Source organism: Parasphingorhabdus sp., from assembly GCF_039939955.1.
Lineage (GTDB): Bacteria > Pseudomonadota > Alphaproteobacteria > Sphingomonadales > Sphingomonadaceae > Parasphingorhabdus.
In genome coordinates this window covers 810,292-833,213 of sequence record NZ_JBDVHS010000005.1, presented here as the reverse complement: position 1 = coordinate 833,213, position 22,922 = coordinate 810,292, and the positions used below count along the sequence as shown (strand labels likewise).

Genomic DNA, 22,922 nt, shown 5'->3' with positions numbered 1-22,922 from the left:
GCGTCTTGGCTATCCAGCCGCTACCGGATTGTCGTGAAAGACCTTGCGCATCAGCGGTTCAAAGCTTTCCAATGAGTCCACCTCAAAATCCGGATCAAATGCAGGTGCATCCCATTCATCGACCAGCTTGACCGCAAGATCATACCAGGGTTCATCCACCCATTGTTTTCTAAGATCCCGTGGCGCGCCCATATAATGATAATAATGTTCGCCCTGAAATGCCTGGTGATTGCGTATCACATGATAGCTGCCTTCACTGATATACGGCCGCATCATCTCTGCTGCGATCGGTCCATGATTGGGGACATTGATCGCTTTGCCGATATCGTGGCAAAGCGCGATCACGATTTCCTCATCGCTAGCCCCTGCCTTGCGCGCAAGCGTTCCAGTCATCAAGGAATGTTGGAGCTGATCGCAGGCAAAGCCAAGCGTATGCTGCTCCAATGATCTCAGCATATCGATAAAACGATCTGCCGTGTTCTTGAATTCCTCTTTATGGGCCGCACCAATAATTTTCCACTCTTCGAGCGTTCCATCTTGCATCTTGGTAAAGGTCGCTTGAGAGGCCATATCGCAATTCCTTCTATCATTGATAGCATGTGAGAGACTGTATAATTTATCGGCAAGACAAGTCCATAGGCCAATTTTCCGCGTGCCGCCCCTAGCAAATATAGCGGCTACGCCTTCCCTGCCAGCGTCGACTTACTTACCAAAGCCGCGTTGAACCGCCTGCATAGGCTCCGAGGTAATCGGATAGCCAATGCCTTCCGGAATACACAAATGCGCACCGTCATCGCGTTTTTCGATGTGGGGGGACACCATAGTCGACGGATAATCCTTCGCATGGGCAACCGCCTCGTCGAACGATCCAAATTGCGCAAGCCGTTCCAGATTACGCTTGGTCGGAAAGATAATCTTCACCTCGCCTGCTTCAGCGCGATCGAGCACCGATTGAGCGTTGCCCCAGAACAGGTTGTAATTTTCGGTCTCGTCCACCGTCGCCTGCGCCTGATGATCATCATGAGATATCATATAGAAACGCGTGTCAAAAACCCGCTTTTCTGCAAAGGGAGGACACCAGCGCGAAAAAGGCACTAGCTTCTCTAGCTCCAGTTGCCAGTCGAACTGGCCACAGATATCGGCCAATACGGTGCCTTCGTGCAGCGCTGCGCGGGCTTCCGAAACGCGCTGGGCACCAAGATTACCTTCCACCGCGACCGCAATACCGGTTTCCTCGATCGATTCCCTGATCGCGGCAATACGCCCGCCATATTCTTCAAAATCATCATGGCCAAGCGCTTTGGCGAAATCGAAATCGGCATCATCGATACGGCCACCGGGGAATACCGCGGCGCCAGCGGCGAAAGCCATTTTCGCCGAACGCTCCACCATCAACAGATTGGGCGCGTCACTACCGGGTTGATCGCGAAATATCACCAAGGTCGAAGCAGGAATGGGTTTTGGCATCGGTTTACCAGTAATTGCATCCGTGGCGGGTGCTTCGCTGTTAGCTTTTGTTTCGGTCATATCTTCATATGACCTGCAACCGACTGCTTTGCCAAGTGTTTTGATTGATAGGACCCAGTCTAAACCAATTTGCCAAAATAGGATCACCGTGGCAGGGTCAGGATATGGGAATTATTGAGCTATTGGGATTGGCCGGTAGCGTCAGCCTTATTTCGGGCTGGCGGCTCTATCTTACGGTCTTTGTCACCGGACTAACAATGCGGCTGCAGTGGATCAGCCTGCCTGAAAATTTACAGATGCTGGACGCGTTCGCAAATCCATGGGTTTTGGCCATTAGTGCACTTGGTGCTGTGGCTGAATTTTTCGCCGACAAGATTCTCTGGCTCGATAGTATCTGGGATACGATTCACACAGCGATTCGGCCTCTGGGCGGCGCCCTGTTGGCACTTGCCGTGGTCGATGCCGGTGATCCGGCTTGGCAGGTCATCGTTTTTCTTTTGGGTGGCGGTGCTGCAATGATAAGCCACAGCGCAAAGGCTGGCGCTCGCGCACTCGTAAACACCAGTCCGGAGCCTGTCAGCAATGCCGTTGTCTCGACAGGTGAAGATATTGCGACCGGTGGCCTGCTTTTCCTGACCTTTGCCAATCCCGTTGCCGCATTAATCATCGCATCGGTGATGCTGATCCTGTGCATTTTCTTGGTATATAAAGGCTATCGACTCTGGCGCCAAATAGTGTCCGGTGGCAGCTAGCTTTCTTGCCAGCCCCATTCGATATTAGCGCGAGGGTGAATGTCCGCTAATCTCCGTCGAAGTGTCGATTGCTTTGCGACGTAGGGTTCGCGTGAAGAATACAAAGACGCCACTGATGCTGAAGAAAAGCAGCGCCAATCCGGTCAGGACAACCAATATCGGACCGACAATGGGTCCAAAAATATAGCCACCATGGATCGACAACATCGATCCGCCAAGGCCTTCGCTCGCCGATTCCTCAAAAATCTGTTTCGTCGCCATCACCCCTTCGCAAGAGGAATGCACCCAAACGATCGTATCGCCCATCAGCCGGTTAACGTCGCCATCAGCACGCAGATAAATCATATAGGGGTCACCTGGAAAGGCAGACAGGGTCGTGGCCTCAGTTCCGGGAAAACGCTGCTGCGCCTGATGCACCGCACGTCCCAGACTGACGCTGCCCGCGCATTGCTCCGCCCATTGATCGCCGGTCGGACCAGCTTCCATAGGATTGGATAAAAACGGACCGAACCATTCCGGCTTGGACGTGGCTGTGCCGGTCAAAGCAAAAAACACGACAAGCACTGCTGTCCATACGCCCAGCCAGCCATGCAGATGAAACAGCTTGTCGCGCCATCGGCCGCGCAAAATTGGTTTGCGCATCTTTTTCAGCGCCGAACCCTTTGTCGGCCACCAGAGCCATATCCCGGTGATCGCGAAGCCGACGAGCAAGAAGCCCAATATTGAGACAAAAACCACGCCCCAATCGCCCATCAACAATTCAAAATGAAAATCGATCATGTCGTGGCTGAACGCATCAGCCAGTAAGAAAGAGCCTTTGCCTTCGCCTGTCCATGGATCCACGCTAACCATCAACGGATTGAGCGGATCACCACCCTCTTCTATACCAAAGACCAACGTGGTCGACACGGTAGGAATTCGGCTATGGGGCATCAGCACCCCGCCTACCATGAAGGTTTCGCCCTGATAGTCCCGCGCTGCGGCAAGCATTTCGTCAATTTCTATATAGGCGGAACTGCTGGCCGGCGCCTCTGCCTCCAGAACGTCGCCATATTGGGCGATGAACATCTCGCTCATGAAAGCCAGGCTGACACCAGACCCCGCGACGAGCACAAGGAACAGCGCCAGGACCGCACCAATCCAGCCATGTGTCAGGCGGAAAAATCGGCGCGCGCTCATCAGAAGGTCATTTCCAGACCAATGCCATATTCACGCGGATCACCGAGCGAGGCATTGCCAGGCCGGAACTGCCAGACCTTATAATCCTCGTTCGTGGCGTTGCGCAGATAGACAAAGGTGCTGGCCGGTCCAAAATCATAGGCGGCCTTGGCGTCGATCATTGTTACGCCGTCAATCTCGAAGGCCGGATTGTTGGCATCGTCGCTATAATAGCTTGAATTGTGACGCAGCCCCAGATCGAACGTCAACGGCTCGATCGGATTAAGGTGAACGCCCAAAGCGACATTAAACCGCGGCGCACGCTGAAACTCCTTGCCCAGCATTGGATCGGCCGCAAGTAATGTTTCCGTAATCTTAGAGTCCTGCAAACCCATGGAGGCGCGGAACTGAACGGCCGGACTAGCTTTCCAGACCGCCTCCAACTCCAGTCCATAGCTCTCCGCCGATGGTGCGTTGGCAAATTCGGTATATTCAACAATCGTGCCATTCGCTGCAGCTGCGGTTGAAATCAGCGGCCGCTGGGCATTGGTAAAATCAGTGTAGAAGACGTTGCCGGTTAACAGCAGATCGCCGTCGGCCAAGCTGGCCCGCGAGAACAGCTCATAAGACCATAGAGTCTCTGCGCCGAATTCATCAATGTCGCCGGTCACGAAAGAAATCGTGGTGCCGCCCGGGTTAAAACCTTTTCGTGCGGTCACACCGATAACAACATCTTCGCTTATATCATAAGCCAATTCCGCCTTGGGCAAAAACGCATCGAACGTCTTATCATAGTCGAGAGATACCGGCCCCAGCGCGCCTTCCCGGTCCTGATTGTCCTGTTGCCAACGGGCGCCGACAGTCAGATGCAGGGCTGGTGTCAGGTCGAGCGTTGCTTCACCGAAGATACCGAAGCTGCGCTGGCTGTCGACAAAATCGCCAAAACCGAGAAAGGCCGAAAGATCGCTGGTTTCATCTTGATCCGCCGCAAAATAGGACATGCCGAATAGCCCGCTCAGCTTTCCGTTCGTTGGCGCAAACCGCAGCAGTCCCTCGATCGAATATTCATCCGCGTCGACGAACGAGCTACCCGCACCAGGACGCGAGAAACGCTCGCTTGTCGAATCGGCATAGGTGCCGGTGACACTCGCCTGCCACGCATCGGAAAAAGAATAGTTCGCCTCAAGCACCAGGGAATCCACCTTGGTCTCCCAATGCGCCCCGTTTTGCACAGCCTGGAAACGATCCTCGATCGGGTCATCAGCGGTTTCACTCTGCGGGTTGTTGGCATTGAGATGCGCGTAGGTGAGCAACAATTCCAGATCCGGAATGGCCGTCGGGGTGAACAGCAATTTCGCGCGGACATTGATAAAGTCGTCATCTTCGCGGTTCGCACCGACGAAAATATCGGGGTCAGGATAGTTCATCCAGCTTTCATGTTCACGCCAGTCGACCGATATCCGGGCGGCCAGCTGATCCTCGACGAGTGGGCCGGAAAGTGCCAGAGATGTCTGGACCGTATCATAATTGCCGACGATCGCGCGGGCAGCGCCCTCAAACTCGAAGGTCGGATCCTTGGTTTCAACAAAAATCGCACCGGCGATCGCATTGCGACCCTGGGTAGTGGTCTGTGGCCCTCGGAAAACTTCAATCCGCTCGACGTCCCAGATCGGTCCAAGGCCATAGATAAATTCATTATAGTTCAACGCACGACCATCGAGCCGCAGCGTCGCGCGCGGGCGTGTGCCACCCAGAAACGCATTGGCACCGATCAGCACGCCTGTCGTGTCCTGACCGCGAATGGTGACGCCGAGATCGCCAGAACCGCGCTGCACATTGGCGACGATGTCAAGAATCTGTTCTATCCGGTCTGAGCCCGCCTGTTCGGCAAGACGCGCGGAATCGAAAACCGCAACACTGGAAGCCGTATCGAGAAGCGAGCGTTCAATCCGTTCGCCTGTGACGGTGATTAGTGCTTCATCACTGGAAATCTGCTCTTCCGCCAGCGCCGGGCTGGATAAAGCCAAGGCGCTACCGCCAGCAAGATACAGCGCCGTCAAAGCGCGGCGCGATACAAAGTTCTTCATGATATCCCCTTATGCGAATCGTTCGCAACTACTAGGGAGCAAATGTAAAAAGTCAATGCGAATGATTATCACTATTGATTATGACTGACTCGAGTTCACAATCGGATCGTTGAACTGCTTTCAAAGGATCACCGATCCGCCAAACAGCCGGGCAAACGACAACGCAGTTTCATGAGACGTTTATAGTAGGGGAAAGGCAACGCCGGCGTGCAAGATGTTTGGGTCATACATGCCGCCGGCGGGGATTGCCAAAATACAAAATGGTCGGGGAGACAGGATTTGAACCTGCGACCCCCTGTACCCAAAACAGGTGCGCTACCAGGCTGCGCCACTCCCCGACGCGCGCTTCCCCTAGGCGGTGCTTTTACGAAAAGCAAAGGGTTTTTCGCGCTTCTTTTTGCCGCCGCTCATCAGGTGAACGATTCACGGCTTTTGGAAAAATATATGGTGGGCCCGGAGGGACTCGAACCCCCGACCTAGCCGTTATGAGCGGCCAGCTCTAACCAACTGAGCTACAGGCCCGTATGAGCAGCTTTTTCCGAGCAAATCTCATGGGATGGTCCGATAGCGGAAGCCGTGATGATTTGGCAAGAAAGATCATGACGATTCGTCATGTTGATGCCAATCATATGTTAAACGCCGGATGCCGCCGCTATCAACTGCTCTATATCAATGGGTTTCACATTGCGTTTTTCGAGATGCTCTATGACGTCCCGCCACCAATCATAAAATCCATCCAGATCTTCTTGCGTCCGTACATATGGCGTATGACCGGGAGCCAATGACGGAGAATGGAAGGAGAAAACCAGCAATCGCAAATCATCGTCTAACGCGACGTCGATCGCTTCTTTCGTTTCGCGTGCAGAGATACCTTCGGGTGTTAAGGGAATGCGTTCCAGCATCTTGCTGCGGGAACATAATGCATTGAACAGCGGCGATTTGTTCATGATCGCTGCCATCAAACCGGATTGTTTGCGCAAAAGACCGGAATATACCGTTGTCAGTGGCACTTCGAGCAATCGGTTATCACGGCCCCACCAAAAAGGCTCCGAACCAACGGCCATAAAATCCGGGCCGCCCTGCTCGCTATAGTCAAAGCGCGGCCGAATGCTGCTATCCATCACAAAACCATGTTTCAGCAATAGCTCGGTCGTATGGGGACCGATGCCATAGCGGCCAGCCCGATAGGTCGTGGGCATAACGCCAATTTTATTCTGGATGGCGTCGCGCAGCGCTACGAGCTTTTCTTCCTCCAGCTCTTTCGGTAAATTTCCGGCAAAGCTGTTGTGGACATTGACATCTTCTTCGAACGGCGGGTTGACCCAAGGATGTAGATGAACACCGATTCCAGCGGTTTTCTGTTCCGCAACACTCCGAAGGAAGGCCACGCCCTTTTCATCATCAACGATCGAATAGTCGACAAAATAGACCGGTTTGATTCGATGTTTTTCGGCGAATGCCTGAAATTCATGCAGCATAGGAATCGAAGCGGTTGTGTGACCATCGCGCTGAAAGGGCGCATCCCAGTCAAATTCTTCTTCGGTGTCTACTGATATCAGAAAACGTCTGCCGAAATCTTCGGGCCATTGAACATGATCGTCAGGCTTATCGATTTTCATCGGTCTGTTTCCTGTGCAGAAAAATCTGACAGTGCCATTTTGCCGATTGTGACAAAACTATACTGCTTACAGGTCGTCTACTCTAATTCGGTTTCCCGAACATTAACTTTGCTAGTCGGCGCTGCCGGCAGGGTCAATGCAATGTTGTCATCGTTGATCGCGAGGGAACCACCAGCGGCCTGCGCCAGATTGCGGACCAACCGAAGGGAGAAGCCAAGACCCAGCAGGGAGGATTCGCTCCCTTCATCATCATCGATGCCCTGAGATGGATCGAGCAAGACAGTTTCTGCAACACCTTTGATCCGGGATGGTCGCGACAAAGTAAATTGATTCGCCGGCTGCATCCCGATCCGGGTCCGCAGCTCGCCGTTCAAGGTTTCCCCATTTTCACAAGAGATAATCGCTGCCGACAATAGTCTGGCAAAAATCCGTTCGACCGCCTCGCTATCCAAAGCGAACGGCCGCACCGGTTCTGCTTTGCTGATGTTCAGGTCAACCATTTTGCTCTGGGTCAGTCCCTGGAGCCGCTGCGTAATCCGTTCAAACAACCAATCAGCGCCTGTGCTCCCCGTGGATTCGGGCAACTGTCCGGCATCAACTTTCACTGCAATATCGAGGTCTTCAAATCCGGCCAACAGGCGTCGCGCTTCATCCATGATATTGCGCGCCAAAGACCGATATTCATGAGATGCCGGTCCAAACAATTGTTGTTCGATAATTTCACTGAAACCGATCACGGCGTTTAGCGGCGTTCTCAGTTCATGGATCAATTGCTGCAATTGCTCCCGGCGTTCGACATCCAGTCCCGCGTGTCCGGCATCTTCAGCCATGTTGGGCCGTCGCATGATTCCGCGATAACCTTCAAAACGTCCCGTTGCCTCGCTAAAATAGGGCGTAGCGTTCATCCGCCAGTCGCCAGCGATAATGGACGCTCCGCATAGCCGCATCCGCGCATTTTCCATCGGCATGCGCTGACGGAATGCAGCCGCACCATATGCATCGGGTCCAGGTCCTTCATCAAAGGCCGGTTGAGCGATGGTTATGCCAACAATCGCACCTTTAGGAGGCCCTTCCGTCCAGACGACTGCGCCAGATTCATCGGTTTCAAAGCGAATCGTCTCCAATGTTTCGACAAAGAAGCTTTTATCTCCACCATCACCGATCTGGGGGTCTAGCGTTTCGGCAGGCCGATTTTTTTGATAGTCGGCGATCTTTTCGACGAGCGCACTAATCTGCGATTCTTCGGTCTGATTCACCGATTCATCTGAAGCACTGTCTTGCGGATCATCGACGGGTTTTGCTACCGATTCACTCTCAGGCAGCGGCTCTTCGCTTTCGGGCGTCAGTGTCAGGATATCCGGCGTGATATCCACCGGTGCAAAGCCTTGCGATTGCAACCATGCTTGCGCACGTGGCGAGAGCCGCGGGAATGCATCAACACTAATTTCGGGTGTAAGGTCCGCTGCAGCCATCGCGGCATCACAAATAGCGTCACTATCGGCACTTAAATACACCAGCAATGGAGCGGAACGCAATCGGCCGTTGAGCGATTGCACCGCCGCCAGACGGTCTTGCTCGGAAACCCTGTCATGCAAATCATGGAGCTGGGTCAGCCCGACTTGGATATCGTGGCTGGCCAAATCTCCGGGCTTCTGGGCCAGTAAATCCACAACTTGGCGCCACTGGGTAGCAGCAGCTACACCTTCCGGAAGGCTGCCTTTTAATACGGTGGTCAGGCGGTCATCGAAGCGCAATATTGGATCCCAAATATGGTCGTTTTACAAAAACTATTAACCGGGTGATAACCTTTTCCTAGGGCAACCGGAAGCTAGGAATAGTTCGCGTCACAATGTGGGACATGGGAGAAAGCGTTGCTTGGCCTACTTATTATATTATAAGCATAATATGATTCGCGAACGGATATTACACCATTATGGCTGACACGACCCTAGATGAAATCGATCTGAGTATATTGGAACGACTGCAAGATGACGGTCGAATTACCAATGTTGAGCTTGCCAATAGCGTCGGTTTGACGGCCCCGCCTTGCCTCCGCCGTATGCGCGCATTGGAAGATGATGGGGTCATCAAATCGTACCACGCGGCCATTGATCCCGCCCGAATGGGATATACAATCACGGTCTTTGCGATGGTTAGCCTGAAAAGCCAGGCGGAGGCCGACTTGCAAGCCTTTGAAGACCATATGCAAAAGCTTCCCGAAGTCCGGGAATGCTATATGCTGAATGGTGAAATCGACTTTATCTTGAAGGTGGTCGCTAAAGACCTTCAACAATTCCAGAGCTTTTTAACCAGCGAACTGACGGCCGCACCGAATGTGGCCAGTGTAAAAACATCACTGACCATTCGATCGGCCAAGCATTTGCCGGGCGTTCCAATCCAGAAATAAAAAGGGCGCTCAAGGCGCCCTTTTCAATCACGAATAGCCTGTTCGACTAGCTTGTCGGTTCAGGCGTGGCTGGCGGTGTCGGCGGCACTGGCACAGCAGGTGCAGCTTGTTGCCCAATCCACGTTTGCCACATCGCAGCCAACGGCGCCCGGCTACCGGAAACCTTTGCGAACGATGCTTTTGCAGCATCAAAATCACCAGCATGGGCATGAGCAGTACCAACGCCCATATTACCGCGATCCAGATCAGCCCCTGGCTTGGCAAGTCCAGCTTCATAGAAAGCCACGGCTTTATCATAACCTTTGTAACCGAGCCAGACATCGGCAAAGTTCATCATCACCGAGCTGCTGCCAGAGCCGCGTACCGCAGAAGGTGTCGTCGGCAGTGATGCCCGATCGGCAGACACTTCGCGCTTCGCAGGCGCGAGTACTTCCGAAATCAGCGGGCTAGAAGAGCTGATAAGCCCCTTCTCCTGCCCTTCCTCCAAGACCGCGACCACTTCACCAAACAAGTTCTTACGCTGCGCCTCTTCCGCAAACTCCTGATAGTCCCGAGAGGTCTTCAACGCGTCAGTGGCTTTCATGAAGCGCAAGATTTCGAGATTCTGGATGCTGTCAGATTGCGTTGTCCGGCGGCTTGCTGCCACCGCGTCACCCCAGGAATCTCCTGAAGGATAAGCAGCGGCCCATTTGGCCGCCCAGGTGGCATATGCAACCTTGTCTCCGCTCGCCAGCGAACGATCGCGGGCTAACCGGTACCAAGACTCCGGTGCTTTGGTCGGGGACGCATTGGCATTTTTGAGAATTTCATCCCACTTTGCCAAGCCCTGAGGGTACATGTTCCGTTTGAAAAACGTCTCGGGCAACAGTGGTTCAATATTGTTCGCGCGATAGCCAAGATCATATGCCGCTTGGAACCGTTGCGCAGCATCTGCCCAGCGTTCAGCGCCATATGCGAAATTACCGGCAAAGAAGTTAAAGGCGGGCAGTCGATCAGCGCCCGTACGCCCACTATCTAGCGAAGCAATGATACCCTTTTCCTGCAATCCGGTATCTTTCAACGTTCCGCCAAGCTGGATAGCCAACTGGCCAGCGACAAATTGGTCATCTGGAGCCAAGGTTTGGCCAAGCAAGGCTTCCACCAGCGGCTTCGCCGTTGCGGGGTCTTCGCTCGCCATTGCAGCTTGGATCGCAGCCACTGCTGGCCGAACTTCTTTGCTGATCTTAATTTCAGACTCGTCTTTCTTTTTCTTCTTCTTCGCCGCCTGCGCTTCCTGCGGCAGCGCTGTTATTGCCAGCGTGCCAGCCGTCGCCAACGCAACAGCCATGGAAAAATGAGATAAAAAACGCATGAATATCCTCCGGATAATGATTATTTGGGAGAAACGGGTTCTCCGGAATATGGTTGCACCATATACTCTTGGCCTTATTACCAAGCTTTCACCGCTTTTCTAGGGTGAATCCGCTGAATAGATGTTGAACGGCACCCCTTCCGTGACACCGTTGAGCATCTGATATTGTATAGTGAGGTAAAATCGCGTGTTAGCCATTATTTCTCCCGCCAAATCGCTCGATTTCGAATCCGAGATTCCCGCGACACCGCCATCCGCCAACCGTTTTCCAGACGAAACGGCGAAGCTGGCCAAGGCAATCGGAAATCTGACAACAAAGAAGCTGAAGGCGATTATGCCCGTTTCGGACAATTTGATCGCTCTGAACCGGAAACGGTACAGCGCATTTTTCGATCAACCGGAACGATCGGCAATCTATGCCTATAATGGCGATGTCTACAACGGTTTTGAAGCGCATAGCCTCGGCGAGGATGCAATCGCCTTTGCACAGGGTCATTTGCGCATTCTCTCAGGACTTTATGGACTGCTGCGCCCCCTAGACCCCATCCGCCCTCACCGGCTGGAAATGGGTACAAAATGGGCCCCTCGCTACAGCAAGTTGACCGATTTCTGGCAGGATAAGATTGCCAGTGCTTTGGCCGCAGACCTAAAAACCATTGGGGCAGACACCATCGTTAATCTGGCAAGCAATGAATATTGGGCGGCCGTCAAACCGCATGTTGCGAAATTGCCGGGTCAGATCATCGAAGTGGATTTCCGCAAAAACACTCCCGATGGACCGAAGTTCGTCAGTTTCGAAGCAAAACGCGCGCGCGGGATGATGGCACGCTATATATGCGAAAATCATCTGACTGCCCCAGAGACGCTCAAGGGTTTCGACTATGACGGGTACCGCTATGATGCCGACGGCAGCACAGAAAGCAGCCTTCGCTTCCTCCGTACATGAATCAAAAATCAGCCGTTGTTATCGGTGCGTCGGGAGGAATTGGCGCGGCCGTCGCTGATATCTTACGGTCCAGCCCCGAATATAAGACCGTCATCCGGCTATCCCGGTCCGGCGACAGCCCCGTCCCGCTCGACCTGACGGCCGAAGACAGCATCCGCGCGGCGGCAGAATGGCTTACGAACAACCAGATCGCGCCCTCGCTGGTATTTGTCGCAACCGGGCTTCTCCATAACGAGAATAACGGACCGGAGAAAAGCCTGCGCCAGCTCGACCCCGACTGGCTGATGGACAATTATCAGGTCAATGCGATTGGCCCGGCACTGATCGCCAAATATTTTCTGCCACTGATGAACAGGAAAGAGACCATCCGGTTTGCGGCACTCTCTGCACGGGTTGGTAGCATCTCGGACAATCGACTGGGCGGATGGTACGGATATCGCGCCTCGAAGGCCGCGCTGAACATGATGATCCGCAATCTGTCGATTGAATGGTCGCGCAAGAATGACAAGTCCGTGATCGTCGCCCTGCACCCCGGCACGGTGGATACCGCCCTCAGCCAGCCATTCCAGAACAATGTTCCCGCTGCGAAACTGTTTGATTCGGATCGGGCAGCGAGACAACTTATCTCCGTTCTAGGCGCCCTGAAGCCCGCTGATAGCGGAAAGATATTTGCGTGGGACGGTACGGAAATCAAACCCTGATTTCTATGCTGTAATATTATTGTAAAACTGGCCCGAAAGACTGGCTTTTACCGGCCCGTTCCCCTACAAGAATCGACAAGAAAAAATCCATGAAAAAGGCCTGTTTGTGAACGAACAAACCACACCACCGTCACCATCCAGCATTGAGCCGGTAGACATCGTCGATGAGATGAAGACCAGCTATATGGACTATGCCATGTCGGTCATCGTCAGCCGCGCGTTACCGGACGTGCGCGACGGTTTGAAGCCGGTTCATCGGCGTATCTTATTTGCCTCCCAAGAAGGCGGCATGGTCGCCGGACGCCCCTATCGCAAATGCGCGAAAATCGTCGGTGACGTGATGGGCAACTATCACCCGCATGGCGACAGCGCGATCTATATGGCGCTCGCACGGATGACGCAGGACTGGTCCATGCGTGTGCCTTTGATCGACGGTCAGGGCAATTTCGGGTCGATGGATCCGGATATGCCGGCTTCAATGCGCTATACCGAAGCACGGTTGAACAAAGTTTCGAATTTCCTGCTCAATGACCTCGACAAAGATACCGTCGATTTCATTCCCAACTATGACGGCAGCCGTCAGGAACCGAACGTTCTCCCTGCCCGTTTCCCGAATCTGCTGGTCAATGGCGCTGGCGGTATCGCGGTCGGCATGGCAACCAATATCCCTCCCCATAATCTGGGAGAAGTGATCAACGCCAGCCTTGCCTATATCGAAAACCCCGGGATTACGATTGATGAGCTGATCGAAATCGTCCCTGGACCGGACTTTCCGACGGCTCCCTTGATATTGGGACAATCGGGGGCACGGTCCGCCTATAAAGAAGGCCGCGGATCGATCATGATGCGCGCGCGTCATGAAATAGAAGAAGGCCGAGGCGACAAACGCTCCATCGTCCTGACGTCGATCCCCTTTCAGGTCGGCAAATCCGGCTTGGTCGAAAAAATTGCCGAGGCCGCAAAGGATAAGCGGATCGAAGGCGTTTCCGACATTCGTGATGAATCCAGTCGCGCCGGTGTCCGGGTCGTTATTGAACTGAAACGCGATGCGACCGCCGATGTCGTGCTCAATCAAATCTGGCGCTTCACGCCTGCGCAATCAAGCTTTCCGGCCAATATGCTCGCCATTCGCGGCGGCCGTCCGGAAGTGCTCAATCTGCGCGATATTATCGAAGCCTTTGTCAAATTCCGCGAAGAAGTCATCACCCGCCGGACGAAATTTGAACTGAACAAGGCACGCGAACGGGCGCATGTCTTGCTCGGCCTTGTGGTTGCGGTCACCAATATGGATGAAGTCGTGCGGATCATCCGCGCCTCGGCAACCCCTATTGAAGCCCGTGAATCCTTGCTTGCCCGCGAATGGCCCATTGCCGAGATTGCCCCCTATATCAAACTGGTCGAAGCGACCGAAACAGAGGTTGAGGGCGATAGCTACAAATTATCTCAGGTTCAGGTGAAGGCCATATTGGATCTGCGTCTGCAGAAACTGACAGCCCTTGGTCGCGAAGAAATCGGCGACGAATTGAAGGAACTGGCGACAGCGATCGAGGAATATCTCGCAATATTGGCCGATCGCGTAAAACTCTACGCGGTGATGCGCGAAGAGCTGGAAGAAGTACGCGATCAGTTCGCAACGCCGCGCCTCAGCGAAATCACCGCTGCCTGGGACGGTCTGGAAGACGAAGATCTGATGGAGCGGTCCGAAATGGTCGTGACCGTCACCCATGGCGGCTATATCAAGCGGACACCGCTCGACACATTCCGCGCCCAACGTCGTGGGGGCAAAGGCCGCGCTGGCATGGCGACCAAGGATGAGGATGCGGTCACCGAATTGTTCGTGACCTCCACCCATACACCGGTGCTATTCTTCTCGACCCACGGCAAAGTCTATCGCCTGAAGGTCTGGAAATTGCCCGAAGGTGGACCACAGACCAAAGGCCGCCCGATGATCAACCTGCTGCCTCTGGCAGACGGCGAGACGATCTCCACCGTCCTGCCCTTGCCGGAAGACGAGGCGGAATGGGCCGACCTGCACGTGATGTTCGCTACTGCCAAGGGTAGCGTGCGCCGCAACAGTATGGACAGTTTCACCAACGTCCCGTCGAACGGCAAGTTTGCGATGAAATTCGACGAGGACAGCGACGACCGGCTGATCGGCGTGAAATTACTGGAAGATAATGACGATGTCCTGCTTGCGACCAGAAATGGCAAGGCGATCCGCTTTGCCGGCGATGCCGTGCGCTCCTTCCAGAGCCGCACTTCCACCGGTGTCCGCGGCATTGCGCTGAAGGGCGATGACGAGGTCATCTCTCTGTCGGTGCTGCGCGGTTTTGAAGCGACAACCGAAGAGCGCGATCAATATCTGAAAGCGGCATCATGGAAAGACAATGAAAATGCGCCGGAACTGTCCGCCGAACGCATGGCCGAATTTGCCGAGATGGAGGAATTTGTCCTCACCGTCTGCGCCAACGGCTATGGCAAGCGGTCCAGCGCTTATGAATATCGCCAGTCCGGTCGCGGTGGTCAGGGCATTTTGAATATCGACAATATCAAGCGCAACGGCACCGTCGTCGCCAGCTTCCGCGCCACCGACGACCAGCAGGTCATGCTGGTCACCGATCAGGCCAAGCTTATCCGCATGAAAGTCGCGGATATGCGCGTGATTGGCCGCAATAGCTCTGGCGTAAAACTGTTCGACGTTGCTGACGGCGAGCAGGTCGTCGGTGCCGCCAAGATCGACGAGGAAGAGGAATCAGAAAACGAAGCAGAAGATTCCGTTGCCGACGAAATGGTCGAACAGGACGTTTCTGAAGGTGAAGCCTCCGATGACAATGTAGCGACACCAGAAAAACCAGAAGGCGAATCTGATTAAGGTTACGCCATCCGGACAGTCCTGCGGGGCGCAAGTAACGGGCGTTGACCTGACCCAACCGCTTTCCGACGACATAGTCGCAGCCATTCGATCAACATGGTTGGAACACCATGTTCTATCCTTCCCGGATCAGGCGATGACCGATGATGATCTGGAGCGGTTCACAAGCTATTTTGGCGACTTCGGCCATGATCCGTTTTTCGATCCTATCGAGGGTCGCAAGAATATTGCCGCTATCCGGCGCGATGCGGATGAGAAAAGCCCGCTTTTTGCAGAAAACTGGCACACCGACTGGAGTTTTCAAGCCCATCCGCCAGCGGGAACCTGCCTGTTTGGGATCACTATTCCGCCGGTCGGCGGCGATACTTTATTCGCCAACCAACATGCCGCACTGGATGCGATGCCCGACGAGATGCGCGCGCAATATGGCGGGCTGATCGCTATTCACAGCGCGGGGCTCGCCTACGCTCCCGACGGCGCTTATGGCGAAAAGGACGAGGGCCGCAGCATGGCCATTCGTCCCGATGAATCGGCGCGGGAAACACAGACCCACCCGCTGGTCCGCGAACATCCAGAAACCGGACGCCTAGGGCTGTTCAGCTGCATGGGTTATATCATGGGTTTCGAAGGCATGGCGCAAGAAGACGCCCTGCCCTTGCTCCAACAATTATATGCTTGGCAAAGCCGCGATGAATTTATCTATCGCCACCAATGGCAGTCCGACATGCTCGTCATGTGGGACAATCGCTCGCTGCTACATTGCGCAACCGGCGGCTATGACGGCCATGACCGGCTGCTGCACCGGACAACAATTGCCGCGCATCAGCCGTGAACCGGGTCGGCACTGTCCGCCGCCATTTCGTGCCGCAACGTTCTCACAATCCCAGTCGCGATCATGAACTGACCGAAATAATATAGCGGCCAGATAAAGATATGCGGGACGACGCTTGTCGACAGCGGGCCCATTCTCGCGAAGATTAACAAGTCGGAGATCAGAAACAGAACCGCACCGGCGCCGACCTGGTAGCGCGAGAAGCGGCTGGTCCATGCCATTGCCGCCATTCCTGAAATAGACAGACAATAAAATGCCACGCCAAGCGCCGCCGATCGATCAGATGGCAGGCTCCAGGCTATCAACACAGAGATAGGCACCAATAGGATCGCGAAGAGTTTCTGGCTGAAACCCAGCTTGTGTCGTCGAAAACGGGAATAGAATAATATCGCCAGTAGATTACCGGCCATGAATGCTACAGCACCCATGGTCAGATCATATTCCAAGACCATATCGCCCAGTGCACCCAGCGCCATAATCCCGCCAACGACCTTCCCATCAAGGCGGTGCAGGCGAACCCATGCATAGATGGCAAGGAACGCGACCCCTGCCCCTTTCCAGGCAATCAGATATAGACCCGGAATATTGCTGTCTCTGACAAAATAATAGCTAATCCCGAATAGCAGACTGAGCAGCAGAAACGGTCTGGATTCGGCAAATGCGCTTTTCATAACTTGGCCCCAAATAATATTTCTTGGTTTCTAACAGGTGAAAGGCTGAACTGCCAGATTGACATTATTGCCTGACCACAACAGTAGGGCGCGCATGACAGATGTACATATTATTGGTGGCGGACTCGCCGGATCAGAAGCTGCATGGCAATTGGCGGAAGCAGGCGTAAAAGTACGTCTTTCCGAGATGCGAGGTAGCGGTGATATGACGCCAGCGCACCAAACCGATGGCTTGGCCGAACTCGTTTGCTCAAACAGCTTCCGGTCGGATGACGCGGAAAAAAACGCCGTCGGGCTCATGCATCAGGAGATGCGTGACTTGAATTCGATCATCATCGGCGAAGGCGATCAGCATCGCCTGCCTGCCGGTTCTGCGCTTGCCGTCGATCGCGACCATTTCTCTGATGGCGTAACAAAACGGCTAAGCGAACATCCGAATATCGAGATTGTCCGCGAGCGCGTCGATCAACTGCCGGAAAGCGGCTTGACTATTGTTGCCACCGGCCCGCTCACAGCGATGACGCTAGCGGAAAGCATCGGCGCAGCGACGGGAGAAGAATCCCTCGCCTTTTTCGATGCCATCGCGCCGATTGTCTATAAAGACAGCATCAACATGGACATCGCGTGGATGCAGTCGCGCTGGGACAAGGTCGGCCCGGAAGGCGATGGCAAGGACTATATCAACTGTCCGATGGACCAAGATCAATATAGCGCCTTCATCCAAGGCTTGCTCGATGGCGAGAAAACTGACTTCAAGGAATGGGAGAAGAATACGCCCTATTTCGAAGGCTGTATGCCGATCGAGGTAATGGCCTCACGTGGGCGGGAAACACTACGATTTGGCCCAATGAAGCCCGTCGGCTTGACCAATGCCCATACGGGTGAAAGCGCCCATGCCGTGGTGCAACTCCGGCAGGACAATGCCCTCGGCACGCTCTGGAACATGGTCGGTTTTCAGACCAAGTTGAAATATGGTGCACAAACCGACCTGCTCAAAACCATTCCTGGCCTTGAAAATGCAGAATTTGCGCGAATGGGTGGCCTACACCGCAACACATTCATCAACGCGCCGAAATTGCTCGACGAGCAAATGCGTCTCAAGAAAGCACCGCATATCCGTTTCGCCGGCCAGATTACGGGCTGTGAAGGCTATGTGGAAAGCGCAGCAGTCGGGCTCATGGTCGGTCGGATGGTCGCAGCAGAAATCAGAGGCGAGCCGTTCACCTTGCCGCCGCAAACAACTGCATTTGGCGCCCTCTTGTCCCATATCACAGGGGGCGCCGATGCGCGGGACTATCAACCGATGAACGTCAACTTCGGTCTGTTTCCCCCGTTTGAACAGCGCATCAAAAAGAAAGAACGCAAAGAGGCCTATACCAAGCGAGCCCGAGAAGATTTCGCTTCATGGCTAAATGCTTCGACGGCAATGGACCATCAAAACGCCTAACATTTACATCGAGGCTTAGAACGCTTGGGCCGCGTGGTCCGAAATTCGGTGCGGGTCAGTTGATTGTTGCCGTCGCCATCCGCGCCGGCAAAACGATCACTTGTCGCAACGGCCCATTCCTCGAAGGTCAAAAGATTATTGCCATCCTTGTCAAGTTTGCGGAATGAATCGGTTCGGCTGCTCATCATCTCCAGACGCGTGATGATTTCATCACGATTGCGATCATAGCGGTTAAACCGGACTTCCTCGCGAGAGAGCTTATAGGCTTTGGGCGGTGTCGGGGGTGCTGCACCCAGAGTTTCGGCATCCAATACGGCTTCCGGCAGGCCTTCCGGTTCTACCTGTTCGGGCGGCGGGGGTGCAGCGGGAATGGGGATATCCTGCCCCTGCGCACCGATCCAGACAAACAGCCCTGCCGTCATCATCAGCATCATACCGGCGGCACCGGCGACAAATTTCTTCATAAGCGGATCTCGCGGATCAGCGGCTATCAATCTAGAGACCAGCTATCCCGTGCCATATGATGCGCGCGGCGCTAGCCGGATTATAAAGATCTACTGCCAGTTTCCCCTTCTTAACATCCCGGATCATCAGCTTGCAGAGTATTGAGAGTGGTCGTCCGCTTCTGTCAAAACCCGGCTGCTGCGCGGAATTCAAAATTTCCGTGCAGCGTTCAAAAGCGACCCGCCGCATATTTTCGTCGGAACAATGTCGCGCGAAATCCCATAAGGCCCACGCCTGCCCATGGGCGGCCTGCCCCTCACTTAACGAATCCGCGCCACCCAGACCGAAGTCAAAAAACCCTCGGCCGCGGGCTATCGCGTAATTGTCAAACTGGCGTTGCTCCCAAGGAAAATCCTCGAGCATCACTTCCCAGCCATCGAGCAACGTCAAAAGCGGCGTAACATTTCCGCCTTGCGTTTCGAGCAGATTAAGCTGCTCGATCAATGGCTCGCCCGATGGCCTATCCGCGGCAGTCTTGGTTAAAATATCCCGCCACCATGTTAACCGCATCTGTCCAATCAATACTTCCGATGTTGAACGGAAGATTTCCGCAAATCGCGTATCTAGGGCGAAAAGCAGCGCATAGCGGTCGCGATCCGCCGGTTTTGCGTAGGCCACGATCAATCGATGTAGCGGTTCCAGCTCTTGCAGCGCATCATTCATGTTTCTGCGGTTGCGAGTTTTGACGGCAAAATCAAGGTAAACGTCCCATTAACCATGTCTCTTGCACCGGCACTAACCCTTTTTCCTCTATTTGAACTGTTCTAATTGGGTTATTTCTAGGGGGCCAGAGCGTATGCTTGGCAATAAAGACAACGGTTCAGTTTTAGGCTTTTTAAACGCACTGCGATCAGACACTGCGGGTAACGTCTATATCTTGGCAGCAGCCGCAATGTTCCCGATCGCCGGGATTATCGGCGGTGGCGTCGATATTGGTCGCGCCTATATGGCCCAAGCCCGTTTGCAACAGGCTTGCGATGCCGGCGTGCTCGCCGGTCGCCGCGCGATGTCAGGATCAACCCTGTCCACCGCCGACAAAGCCGAAGCCCGTCGGTTTTTCGACTTTAACTTTCCCGAAGGCACATTCGATACCGACCCTTTTGTCCAGATCAACGGCGAAGATAATCCACGATTTGTAGACGGTTCCGGCGACAAAACCGTCAACGGTTTCATGGAAACCACGATGAATACGTCGATCATGCGGATCTTCGGATATACAAAGATGAAGTTGAAAACCGATTGCTCCAGTCGCCTCGATATTGGCAATGTCGATGTCATGATGGTTCTCGACGTTACCGGTTCGATGGATCGAAAACCCAACGGCCAAAGCACTAGCAATGAATCGCAGAAGAAAATTACCGGCCTCAAGGACGCCGTAGAGGATTTTTACGGTATTCTTGGTAGCGGTGGTGGAACCAGCGGTAGTCAGATTCGTTACGGTTTCATGCCCTATAATGCGATGATCAATGTCGGTGAGACATTATATGATGAACAACCATCTTGGCTCGTCGGCGGCGTCGGAACAACCGCAGAAGATGAATGGAACTACCAAACCCGACGTGCCCATTGGGTCATTCCTGCAAGCAATCCTGTGGTAAGCTATGAAGAAATCAATGTTGCCGGTGCCCATGGCAATGACCGCGATGCGTGCGAAGACAAGTTTGGCAGAAATTTGTCAACGCCGCCGCTATGGAATCCCGGCGATGATGGATATGGTTCCGGTAGCCCGTTGGCTCAAGACGGCGTCACTTATGAATTCAGCTATTACAGCTACAAGCGGAAAAACAACAATAACAAAAAATGCATCCGCAAGGTCGAACGCTATGATTCACCCGAGGTCAAAACAACCGTTTGGGAGCCCGGCGCTCAATTTGATTTCTGGGAATATGATGAATTTGATCATGACGTATCTGCCTATGTCGCATCAATAAAATCTGGCAATCCTTCGGCTTTACGGCCCACACTATATAATAATCCAAGTGATGATACGGACGGCCCATCGGACCGATGGAATGGATGTATCGAGGAACGTGATACCTATGCAGATATCACATCAACAACCAACGCCATTCCGGCCAACGCCTATGATTTGGATATCGACCTCCTTCCTACCAACAAAGCAACGCGTTGGCGGCCATATTGGAGCGGCGTAGAATATGTTCGAAGTGGATATCACGCTGACTCTTCAGATTGCCCAGCGCCCGGCAGACGCCTAGCCGAATATGCGAGCTATGATTCCGATCCTGGCTTGGATTCCGACGGCAACACGATTTATGGTGGTAATCTCGAAGATTATATTGATGCTCTCGACCCCGACGGGAATACAAACCATACGATTGGTATGATCTGGGGCGCTCGCTTCCTCTCACCAACCGGTTTGTTTGCTACCGAAAATTCGAAGTCTAAGAACGGCTTCAACATCACACGGCACCTGATTTTCATGACCGATGGCGATTTGAACGTCTACGAAGATCGATATAATGTTTACGGTTATAACGACCTTGACGGACGCCTGGGACCGACGAACTTAAACAAAAACGACTATCAGGCGAGGCAGGCCCAGCGCTTCCAGCTGATGTGCAGTGCGGCCAAAGCGAAGGGCATCACAATCTGGGTGATCCAGTTTACCAATAGCTCGACCATTCAGCCACATCTCGCAAGCTGTTCGACCAGTACGGAACATGCTGCCGCTGCAACCAGCAACGCAGCGCTTCAGTCAGCTTTTGGCGATATTGCGAAGACTATCGGTGGACTGAGGTTGTCTAAATGATCCGTTCTATCTCCAACAGAATCCGGATTCTGGCCGATCAAACCGGCGCGACTTTGGTCGAGTTTGGGCTTATCGCCGGACCGTTTCTGCTAATGCTGCTGGGCATCATGGATATCGGCTATCGCGGATATGTGGACACCGTGGCGGAATCAGTGCTCCATCGGGTAGCGCGCGACGCCTCAATTGGGGAAATGACAGCGGATGAAATCAGTGAACAGGTTAATGATGGACTGGAAGATCTGGTTCTCAAAAACGCGGTCGTCACCGTGTCGACCGAAAGCTATTATGATTTCACCAACATCGGCAAACCGGAGAAACTGACCACCGATAACAACGGTAATGGCACAGTAGATCCGGGCGACTGCTACATCGACAATAATGGTAACGGCGAATTTGACGTAGACTATGGTGTCGGCGGGACCGGCGGCCCCGACGATATTGTGAATTATAAAATCCATATTGTCTCGCCGCGCCTCTTTCCATTGGCATCGATGATCGGCCTTGATGAAAACATGACCATCACCAACAGCACAGCGGTCCGCAATCAACCATTTGGCGCGCAGGTCGAGCTCATCGAAACCTGCATATCAACGCTGGACTAGGACGGGGCAGAGTAAAATGAACAATGCATTGAAATCCCGTGGCCTAAAGATGGTCGATAGATTCAAGAATCTACCGATCGTTCAAAACACCAAGGGTCTAGCGCTTGTCGAATTTGCCTTTACCGCACCGGTAATGCTCCTCATCGGCATGGCTGGTATGGAAACCATCAATCTCGCCGTCGCCCATATGCAGGTCAGCCAGATTGCAATGCTGGTCGCCGACAATGCGTCCCGTGCACGCGAGTCCATTGACGAGGCCGATATCCGGGAAATATTCACCGGTGCGCATCTGACCGGCGAATCGATCGACTTCTCGTCAAATGCCCGCATCATTCTGTCCAGTTTGGAAGACAATGGCGAAACCGGCTCCGATGCAGGCCAATGGATCCGTTGGCAGCGCTGTTACGGCGGCAATGGAAGCTTTGCATCCTCCTATGGGGATGAGGATGACGGGCATGATGATGCCACCCTAGCGGACGGCATGGGACCGGACGGCAAGAAAATCATGGCATCCGGTGCAACCGCGGTCAATTTTGCGGAAGTCGTTTTTCAATACCAGCCACTGGTTTCAGACCGGTTTTTTGGCAATACGGTCATCCGCTATGAAAGCGCATTTGTGACCCGCGAACGCGATGACCATGTCCTCAAAAACGCCAGCTCTATCCCGAACGGCCAATTGTGGAAATGCGATGTCTATGGGACGATAGACAATCCGCCTAGCTAAGACGGCTGTCCA

Annotated in this window: 20 protein-coding genes and 2 tRNA genes; 10 read left to right on the top strand and 12 right to left on the bottom strand. The window is 53.8% G+C overall.

Going from position 1 to position 22,922, the window contains the following annotated elements; translation table 11 throughout:
* Positions 1-9: 9 nt before the first annotated feature.
* Both ABJG22_RS09200 and ABJG22_RS09195 read right to left on the bottom strand, forming a co-directional pair.
* Positions 10-570 (bottom strand): HD domain-containing protein, encoded by a 561-nt coding sequence (locus tag ABJG22_RS09200; protein WP_348019934.1) that lies wholly within the window; start codon positions 568-570, stop codon positions 10-12.
* 132 nt (positions 571-702) lie between these two features.
* Complete coding sequence (locus ABJG22_RS09195) at positions 703-1,527, bottom strand: NUDIX hydrolase (protein ID WP_348019933.1); 825 nt, start codon at positions 1,525-1,527, stop codon at positions 703-705.
* 104 nt (positions 1,528-1,631) lie between these two features.
* Between ABJG22_RS09195 and ABJG22_RS09190 the strand changes: the two genes are divergently transcribed.
* Entirely contained in the window at positions 1,632-2,219 is a 588-nt protein-coding gene (locus ABJG22_RS09190; protein ID WP_348019932.1) for a DUF4126 domain-containing protein, read from the top strand.
* Between the two features lie 24 nt (positions 2,220-2,243).
* On the opposite strand, the gene ABJG22_RS09185 is transcribed toward ABJG22_RS09190, so the two are convergent.
* From ABJG22_RS09185 to ABJG22_RS09160, 6 genes are all read right to left on the bottom strand, one after another.
* Positions 2,244-3,398, bottom strand: coding sequence for a PepSY-associated TM helix domain-containing protein (locus ABJG22_RS09185; protein ID WP_348019931.1), 1,155 nt, complete (start codon positions 3,396-3,398; stop codon positions 2,244-2,246).
* Complete coding sequence (locus ABJG22_RS09180; RefSeq protein WP_348019930.1) at positions 3,398-5,464, bottom strand: TonB-dependent receptor; 2,067 nt, start codon at positions 5,462-5,464, stop codon at positions 3,398-3,400. The genes ABJG22_RS09185 and ABJG22_RS09180 overlap by 1 nt, the downstream gene beginning before the upstream one ends.
* A gap of 261 nt (positions 5,465-5,725) precedes the next feature.
* A tRNA-Pro gene (locus ABJG22_RS09175) sits at positions 5,726-5,802 on the bottom strand.
* 107 nt (positions 5,803-5,909) lie between these two features.
* Positions 5,910-5,986 (bottom strand) — tRNA-Ile (locus ABJG22_RS09170).
* A 110-nt stretch (positions 5,987-6,096) separates the two neighbouring features.
* Positions 6,097-7,083: a polysaccharide deacetylase family protein gene (locus ABJG22_RS09165; protein ID WP_348019929.1), complete on the bottom strand. Its 987-nt coding sequence runs from the start codon at positions 7,081-7,083 to the stop codon at positions 6,097-6,099.
* 77 nt (positions 7,084-7,160) lie between these two features.
* Entirely contained in the window at positions 7,161-8,837 is a 1,677-nt protein-coding gene (locus tag ABJG22_RS09160; protein ID WP_348019928.1) for a histidine kinase dimerization/phospho-acceptor domain-containing protein, read from the bottom strand.
* 179 nt (positions 8,838-9,016) lie between these two features.
* Between ABJG22_RS09160 and ABJG22_RS09155 the strand changes: the two genes are divergently transcribed.
* Complete coding sequence (locus tag ABJG22_RS09155; protein ID WP_348019927.1) at positions 9,017-9,490, top strand: Lrp/AsnC family transcriptional regulator; 474 nt, start codon at positions 9,017-9,019, stop codon at positions 9,488-9,490.
* 46 nt (positions 9,491-9,536) lie between these two features.
* Here ABJG22_RS09155 and ABJG22_RS09150 read toward each other — a convergent pair whose 3' ends face one another.
* Positions 9,537-10,841 carry a hypothetical protein gene (locus tag ABJG22_RS09150; RefSeq protein ID WP_348019926.1) on the bottom strand — a complete coding sequence of 435 codons (1,305 nt, stop codon included), beginning with the start codon at positions 10,839-10,841 and terminating at the stop codon, positions 9,537-9,539.
* A 187-nt stretch (positions 10,842-11,028) separates the two neighbouring features.
* On the opposite strand from ABJG22_RS09150, the gene ABJG22_RS09145 reads away from it, so the two are divergent.
* The 4 genes from ABJG22_RS09145 (at position 11,029) to ABJG22_RS09130 (ending at position 16,192) form a co-directional block, all read left to right on the top strand.
* On the top strand, positions 11,029-11,787 hold the full coding sequence (locus ABJG22_RS09145) for a YaaA family protein (RefSeq protein WP_348019925.1): 759 nt from the start codon (positions 11,029-11,031) through the stop codon (positions 11,785-11,787).
* Positions 11,784-12,488 carry an SDR family NAD(P)-dependent oxidoreductase gene (locus ABJG22_RS09140; protein WP_348019924.1) on the top strand — a complete coding sequence of 235 codons (705 nt, stop codon included), beginning with the start codon at positions 11,784-11,786 and terminating at the stop codon, positions 12,486-12,488. The genes ABJG22_RS09145 and ABJG22_RS09140 overlap by 4 nt, the downstream gene beginning before the upstream one ends.
* A 106-nt stretch (positions 12,489-12,594) precedes the next feature.
* Entirely contained in the window at positions 12,595-15,360 is a 2,766-nt protein-coding gene (gyrA, locus tag ABJG22_RS09135; protein WP_348019923.1) for a DNA gyrase subunit A, read from the top strand.
* A complete protein-coding gene (locus ABJG22_RS09130; RefSeq protein WP_348020340.1) occupies positions 15,353-16,192 on the top strand; it encodes a TauD/TfdA family dioxygenase in 840 nt (279 codons plus the stop codon). Before gyrA ends, ABJG22_RS09130 begins: the two co-directional genes overlap by 8 nt.
* Here the strand turns inward: ABJG22_RS09130 and ABJG22_RS09125 are convergent.
* Positions 16,183-16,863 (bottom strand): lysoplasmalogenase family protein, encoded by a 681-nt coding sequence (locus ABJG22_RS09125; RefSeq protein ID WP_348019922.1) that lies wholly within the window; start codon positions 16,861-16,863, stop codon positions 16,183-16,185. The two genes, ABJG22_RS09130 and ABJG22_RS09125, sit on opposite strands and share 10 nt — an antisense overlap.
* A gap of 94 nt (positions 16,864-16,957) precedes the next feature.
* Here ABJG22_RS09125 and trmFO point away from each other — a divergent pair, with 94 nt between their 5' ends.
* Positions 16,958-18,310 (top strand): methylenetetrahydrofolate--tRNA-(uracil(54)-C(5))-methyltransferase (FADH(2)-oxidizing) TrmFO, encoded by a 1,353-nt coding sequence (gene trmFO, locus ABJG22_RS09120; protein ID WP_348019921.1) that lies wholly within the window; start codon positions 16,958-16,960, stop codon positions 18,308-18,310.
* On the opposite strand, the gene ABJG22_RS09115 is transcribed toward trmFO, so the two are convergent.
* Together ABJG22_RS09115 and ABJG22_RS09110 are read right to left on the bottom strand one after the other, a co-directional pair.
* Positions 18,307-18,774: a hypothetical protein gene (locus ABJG22_RS09115; protein WP_348019920.1), complete on the bottom strand. Its 468-nt coding sequence runs from the start codon at positions 18,772-18,774 to the stop codon at positions 18,307-18,309. The genes trmFO and ABJG22_RS09115 overlap by 4 nt on opposite strands.
* A 31-nt stretch (positions 18,775-18,805) precedes the next feature.
* Positions 18,806-19,477, bottom strand: coding sequence for a hypothetical protein (locus ABJG22_RS09110; protein WP_348019919.1), 672 nt, complete (start codon positions 19,475-19,477; stop codon positions 18,806-18,808).
* A gap of 133 nt (positions 19,478-19,610) precedes the next feature.
* On the opposite strand from ABJG22_RS09110, the gene ABJG22_RS09105 reads away from it, so the two are divergent.
* Genes ABJG22_RS09105 through ABJG22_RS09095 form a run of 3 tightly spaced genes read left to right on the top strand, consistent with a single transcriptional unit; the run spans position 19,611 to position 22,910 of the window.
* The gene (locus ABJG22_RS09105; protein WP_348019918.1) at positions 19,611-21,584 is read left to right on the top strand and encodes a pilus assembly protein TadG-related protein; all 1,974 of its coding nucleotides are present in this window, start codon (positions 19,611-19,613) and stop codon (positions 21,582-21,584) included.
* Entirely contained in the window at positions 21,581-22,186 is a 606-nt protein-coding gene (locus tag ABJG22_RS09100) for a TadE family protein (RefSeq protein ID WP_348019917.1), read from the top strand. Before ABJG22_RS09105 ends, ABJG22_RS09100 begins: the two co-directional genes overlap by 4 nt.
* Positions 22,187-22,202: 16 nt before the next feature.
* Complete coding sequence (locus ABJG22_RS09095) at positions 22,203-22,910, top strand: TadE family protein (RefSeq protein WP_348019916.1); 708 nt, start codon at positions 22,203-22,205, stop codon at positions 22,908-22,910.
* Positions 22,911-22,922 lie beyond the last annotated feature (12 nt).

What these genes read in the sequence shown, in the direction of transcription:
- ABJG22_RS09165 (WP_348019929.1), bottom strand. Translation starts at nt 7,083, where the DNA reads ATGAAAATCGATAAGCCTGACGATCATGTTCAATGGCCCGAAGATTTC.
- ABJG22_RS09105 (WP_348019918.1), top strand. Translation starts at nt 19,611, where the DNA reads ATGCTTGGCAATAAAGACAACGGTTCAGTTTTAGGCTTTTTAAACGCA.
- ABJG22_RS09100 (WP_348019917.1), top strand. Translation starts at nt 21,581, where the DNA reads ATGATCCGTTCTATCTCCAACAGAATCCGGATTCTGGCCGATCAAACC.
- ABJG22_RS09110 (WP_348019919.1), bottom strand. Translation starts at nt 19,477, where the DNA reads ATGAATGATGCGCTGCAAGAGCTGGAACCGCTACATCGATTGATCGTG.
- ABJG22_RS09155 (WP_348019927.1), top strand. Translation starts at nt 9,017, where the DNA reads ATGGCTGACACGACCCTAGATGAAATCGATCTGAGTATATTGGAACGA.
- ABJG22_RS09200 (WP_348019934.1), bottom strand. Translation starts at nt 570, where the DNA reads ATGGCCTCTCAAGCGACCTTTACCAAGATGCAAGATGGAACGCTCGAA.
- ABJG22_RS09190 (WP_348019932.1), top strand. Translation starts at nt 1,632, where the DNA reads ATGGGAATTATTGAGCTATTGGGATTGGCCGGTAGCGTCAGCCTTATT.
- trmFO (WP_348019921.1), top strand. Translation starts at nt 16,958, where the DNA reads ATGACAGATGTACATATTATTGGTGGCGGACTCGCCGGATCAGAAGCT.
- ABJG22_RS09095 (WP_348019916.1), top strand. Translation starts at nt 22,203, where the DNA reads ATGAACAATGCATTGAAATCCCGTGGCCTAAAGATGGTCGATAGATTC.
- ABJG22_RS09140 (WP_348019924.1), top strand. Translation starts at nt 11,784, where the DNA reads ATGAATCAAAAATCAGCCGTTGTTATCGGTGCGTCGGGAGGAATTGGC.
- ABJG22_RS09150 (WP_348019926.1), bottom strand. Translation starts at nt 10,841, where the DNA reads ATGCGTTTTTTATCTCATTTTTCCATGGCTGTTGCGTTGGCGACGGCT.
- ABJG22_RS09115 (WP_348019920.1), bottom strand. Translation starts at nt 18,774, where the DNA reads ATGAAGAAATTTGTCGCCGGTGCCGCCGGTATGATGCTGATGATGACG.
- ABJG22_RS09180 (WP_348019930.1), bottom strand. Translation starts at nt 5,464, where the DNA reads ATGAAGAACTTTGTATCGCGCCGCGCTTTGACGGCGCTGTATCTTGCT.
- ABJG22_RS09195 (WP_348019933.1), bottom strand. Translation starts at nt 1,527, where the DNA reads ATGACCGAAACAAAAGCTAACAGCGAAGCACCCGCCACGGATGCAATT.
- ABJG22_RS09185 (WP_348019931.1), bottom strand. Translation starts at nt 3,398, where the DNA reads ATGAGCGCGCGCCGATTTTTCCGCCTGACACATGGCTGGATTGGTGCG.
- ABJG22_RS09125 (WP_348019922.1), bottom strand. Translation starts at nt 16,863, where the DNA reads ATGAAAAGCGCATTTGCCGAATCCAGACCGTTTCTGCTGCTCAGTCTG.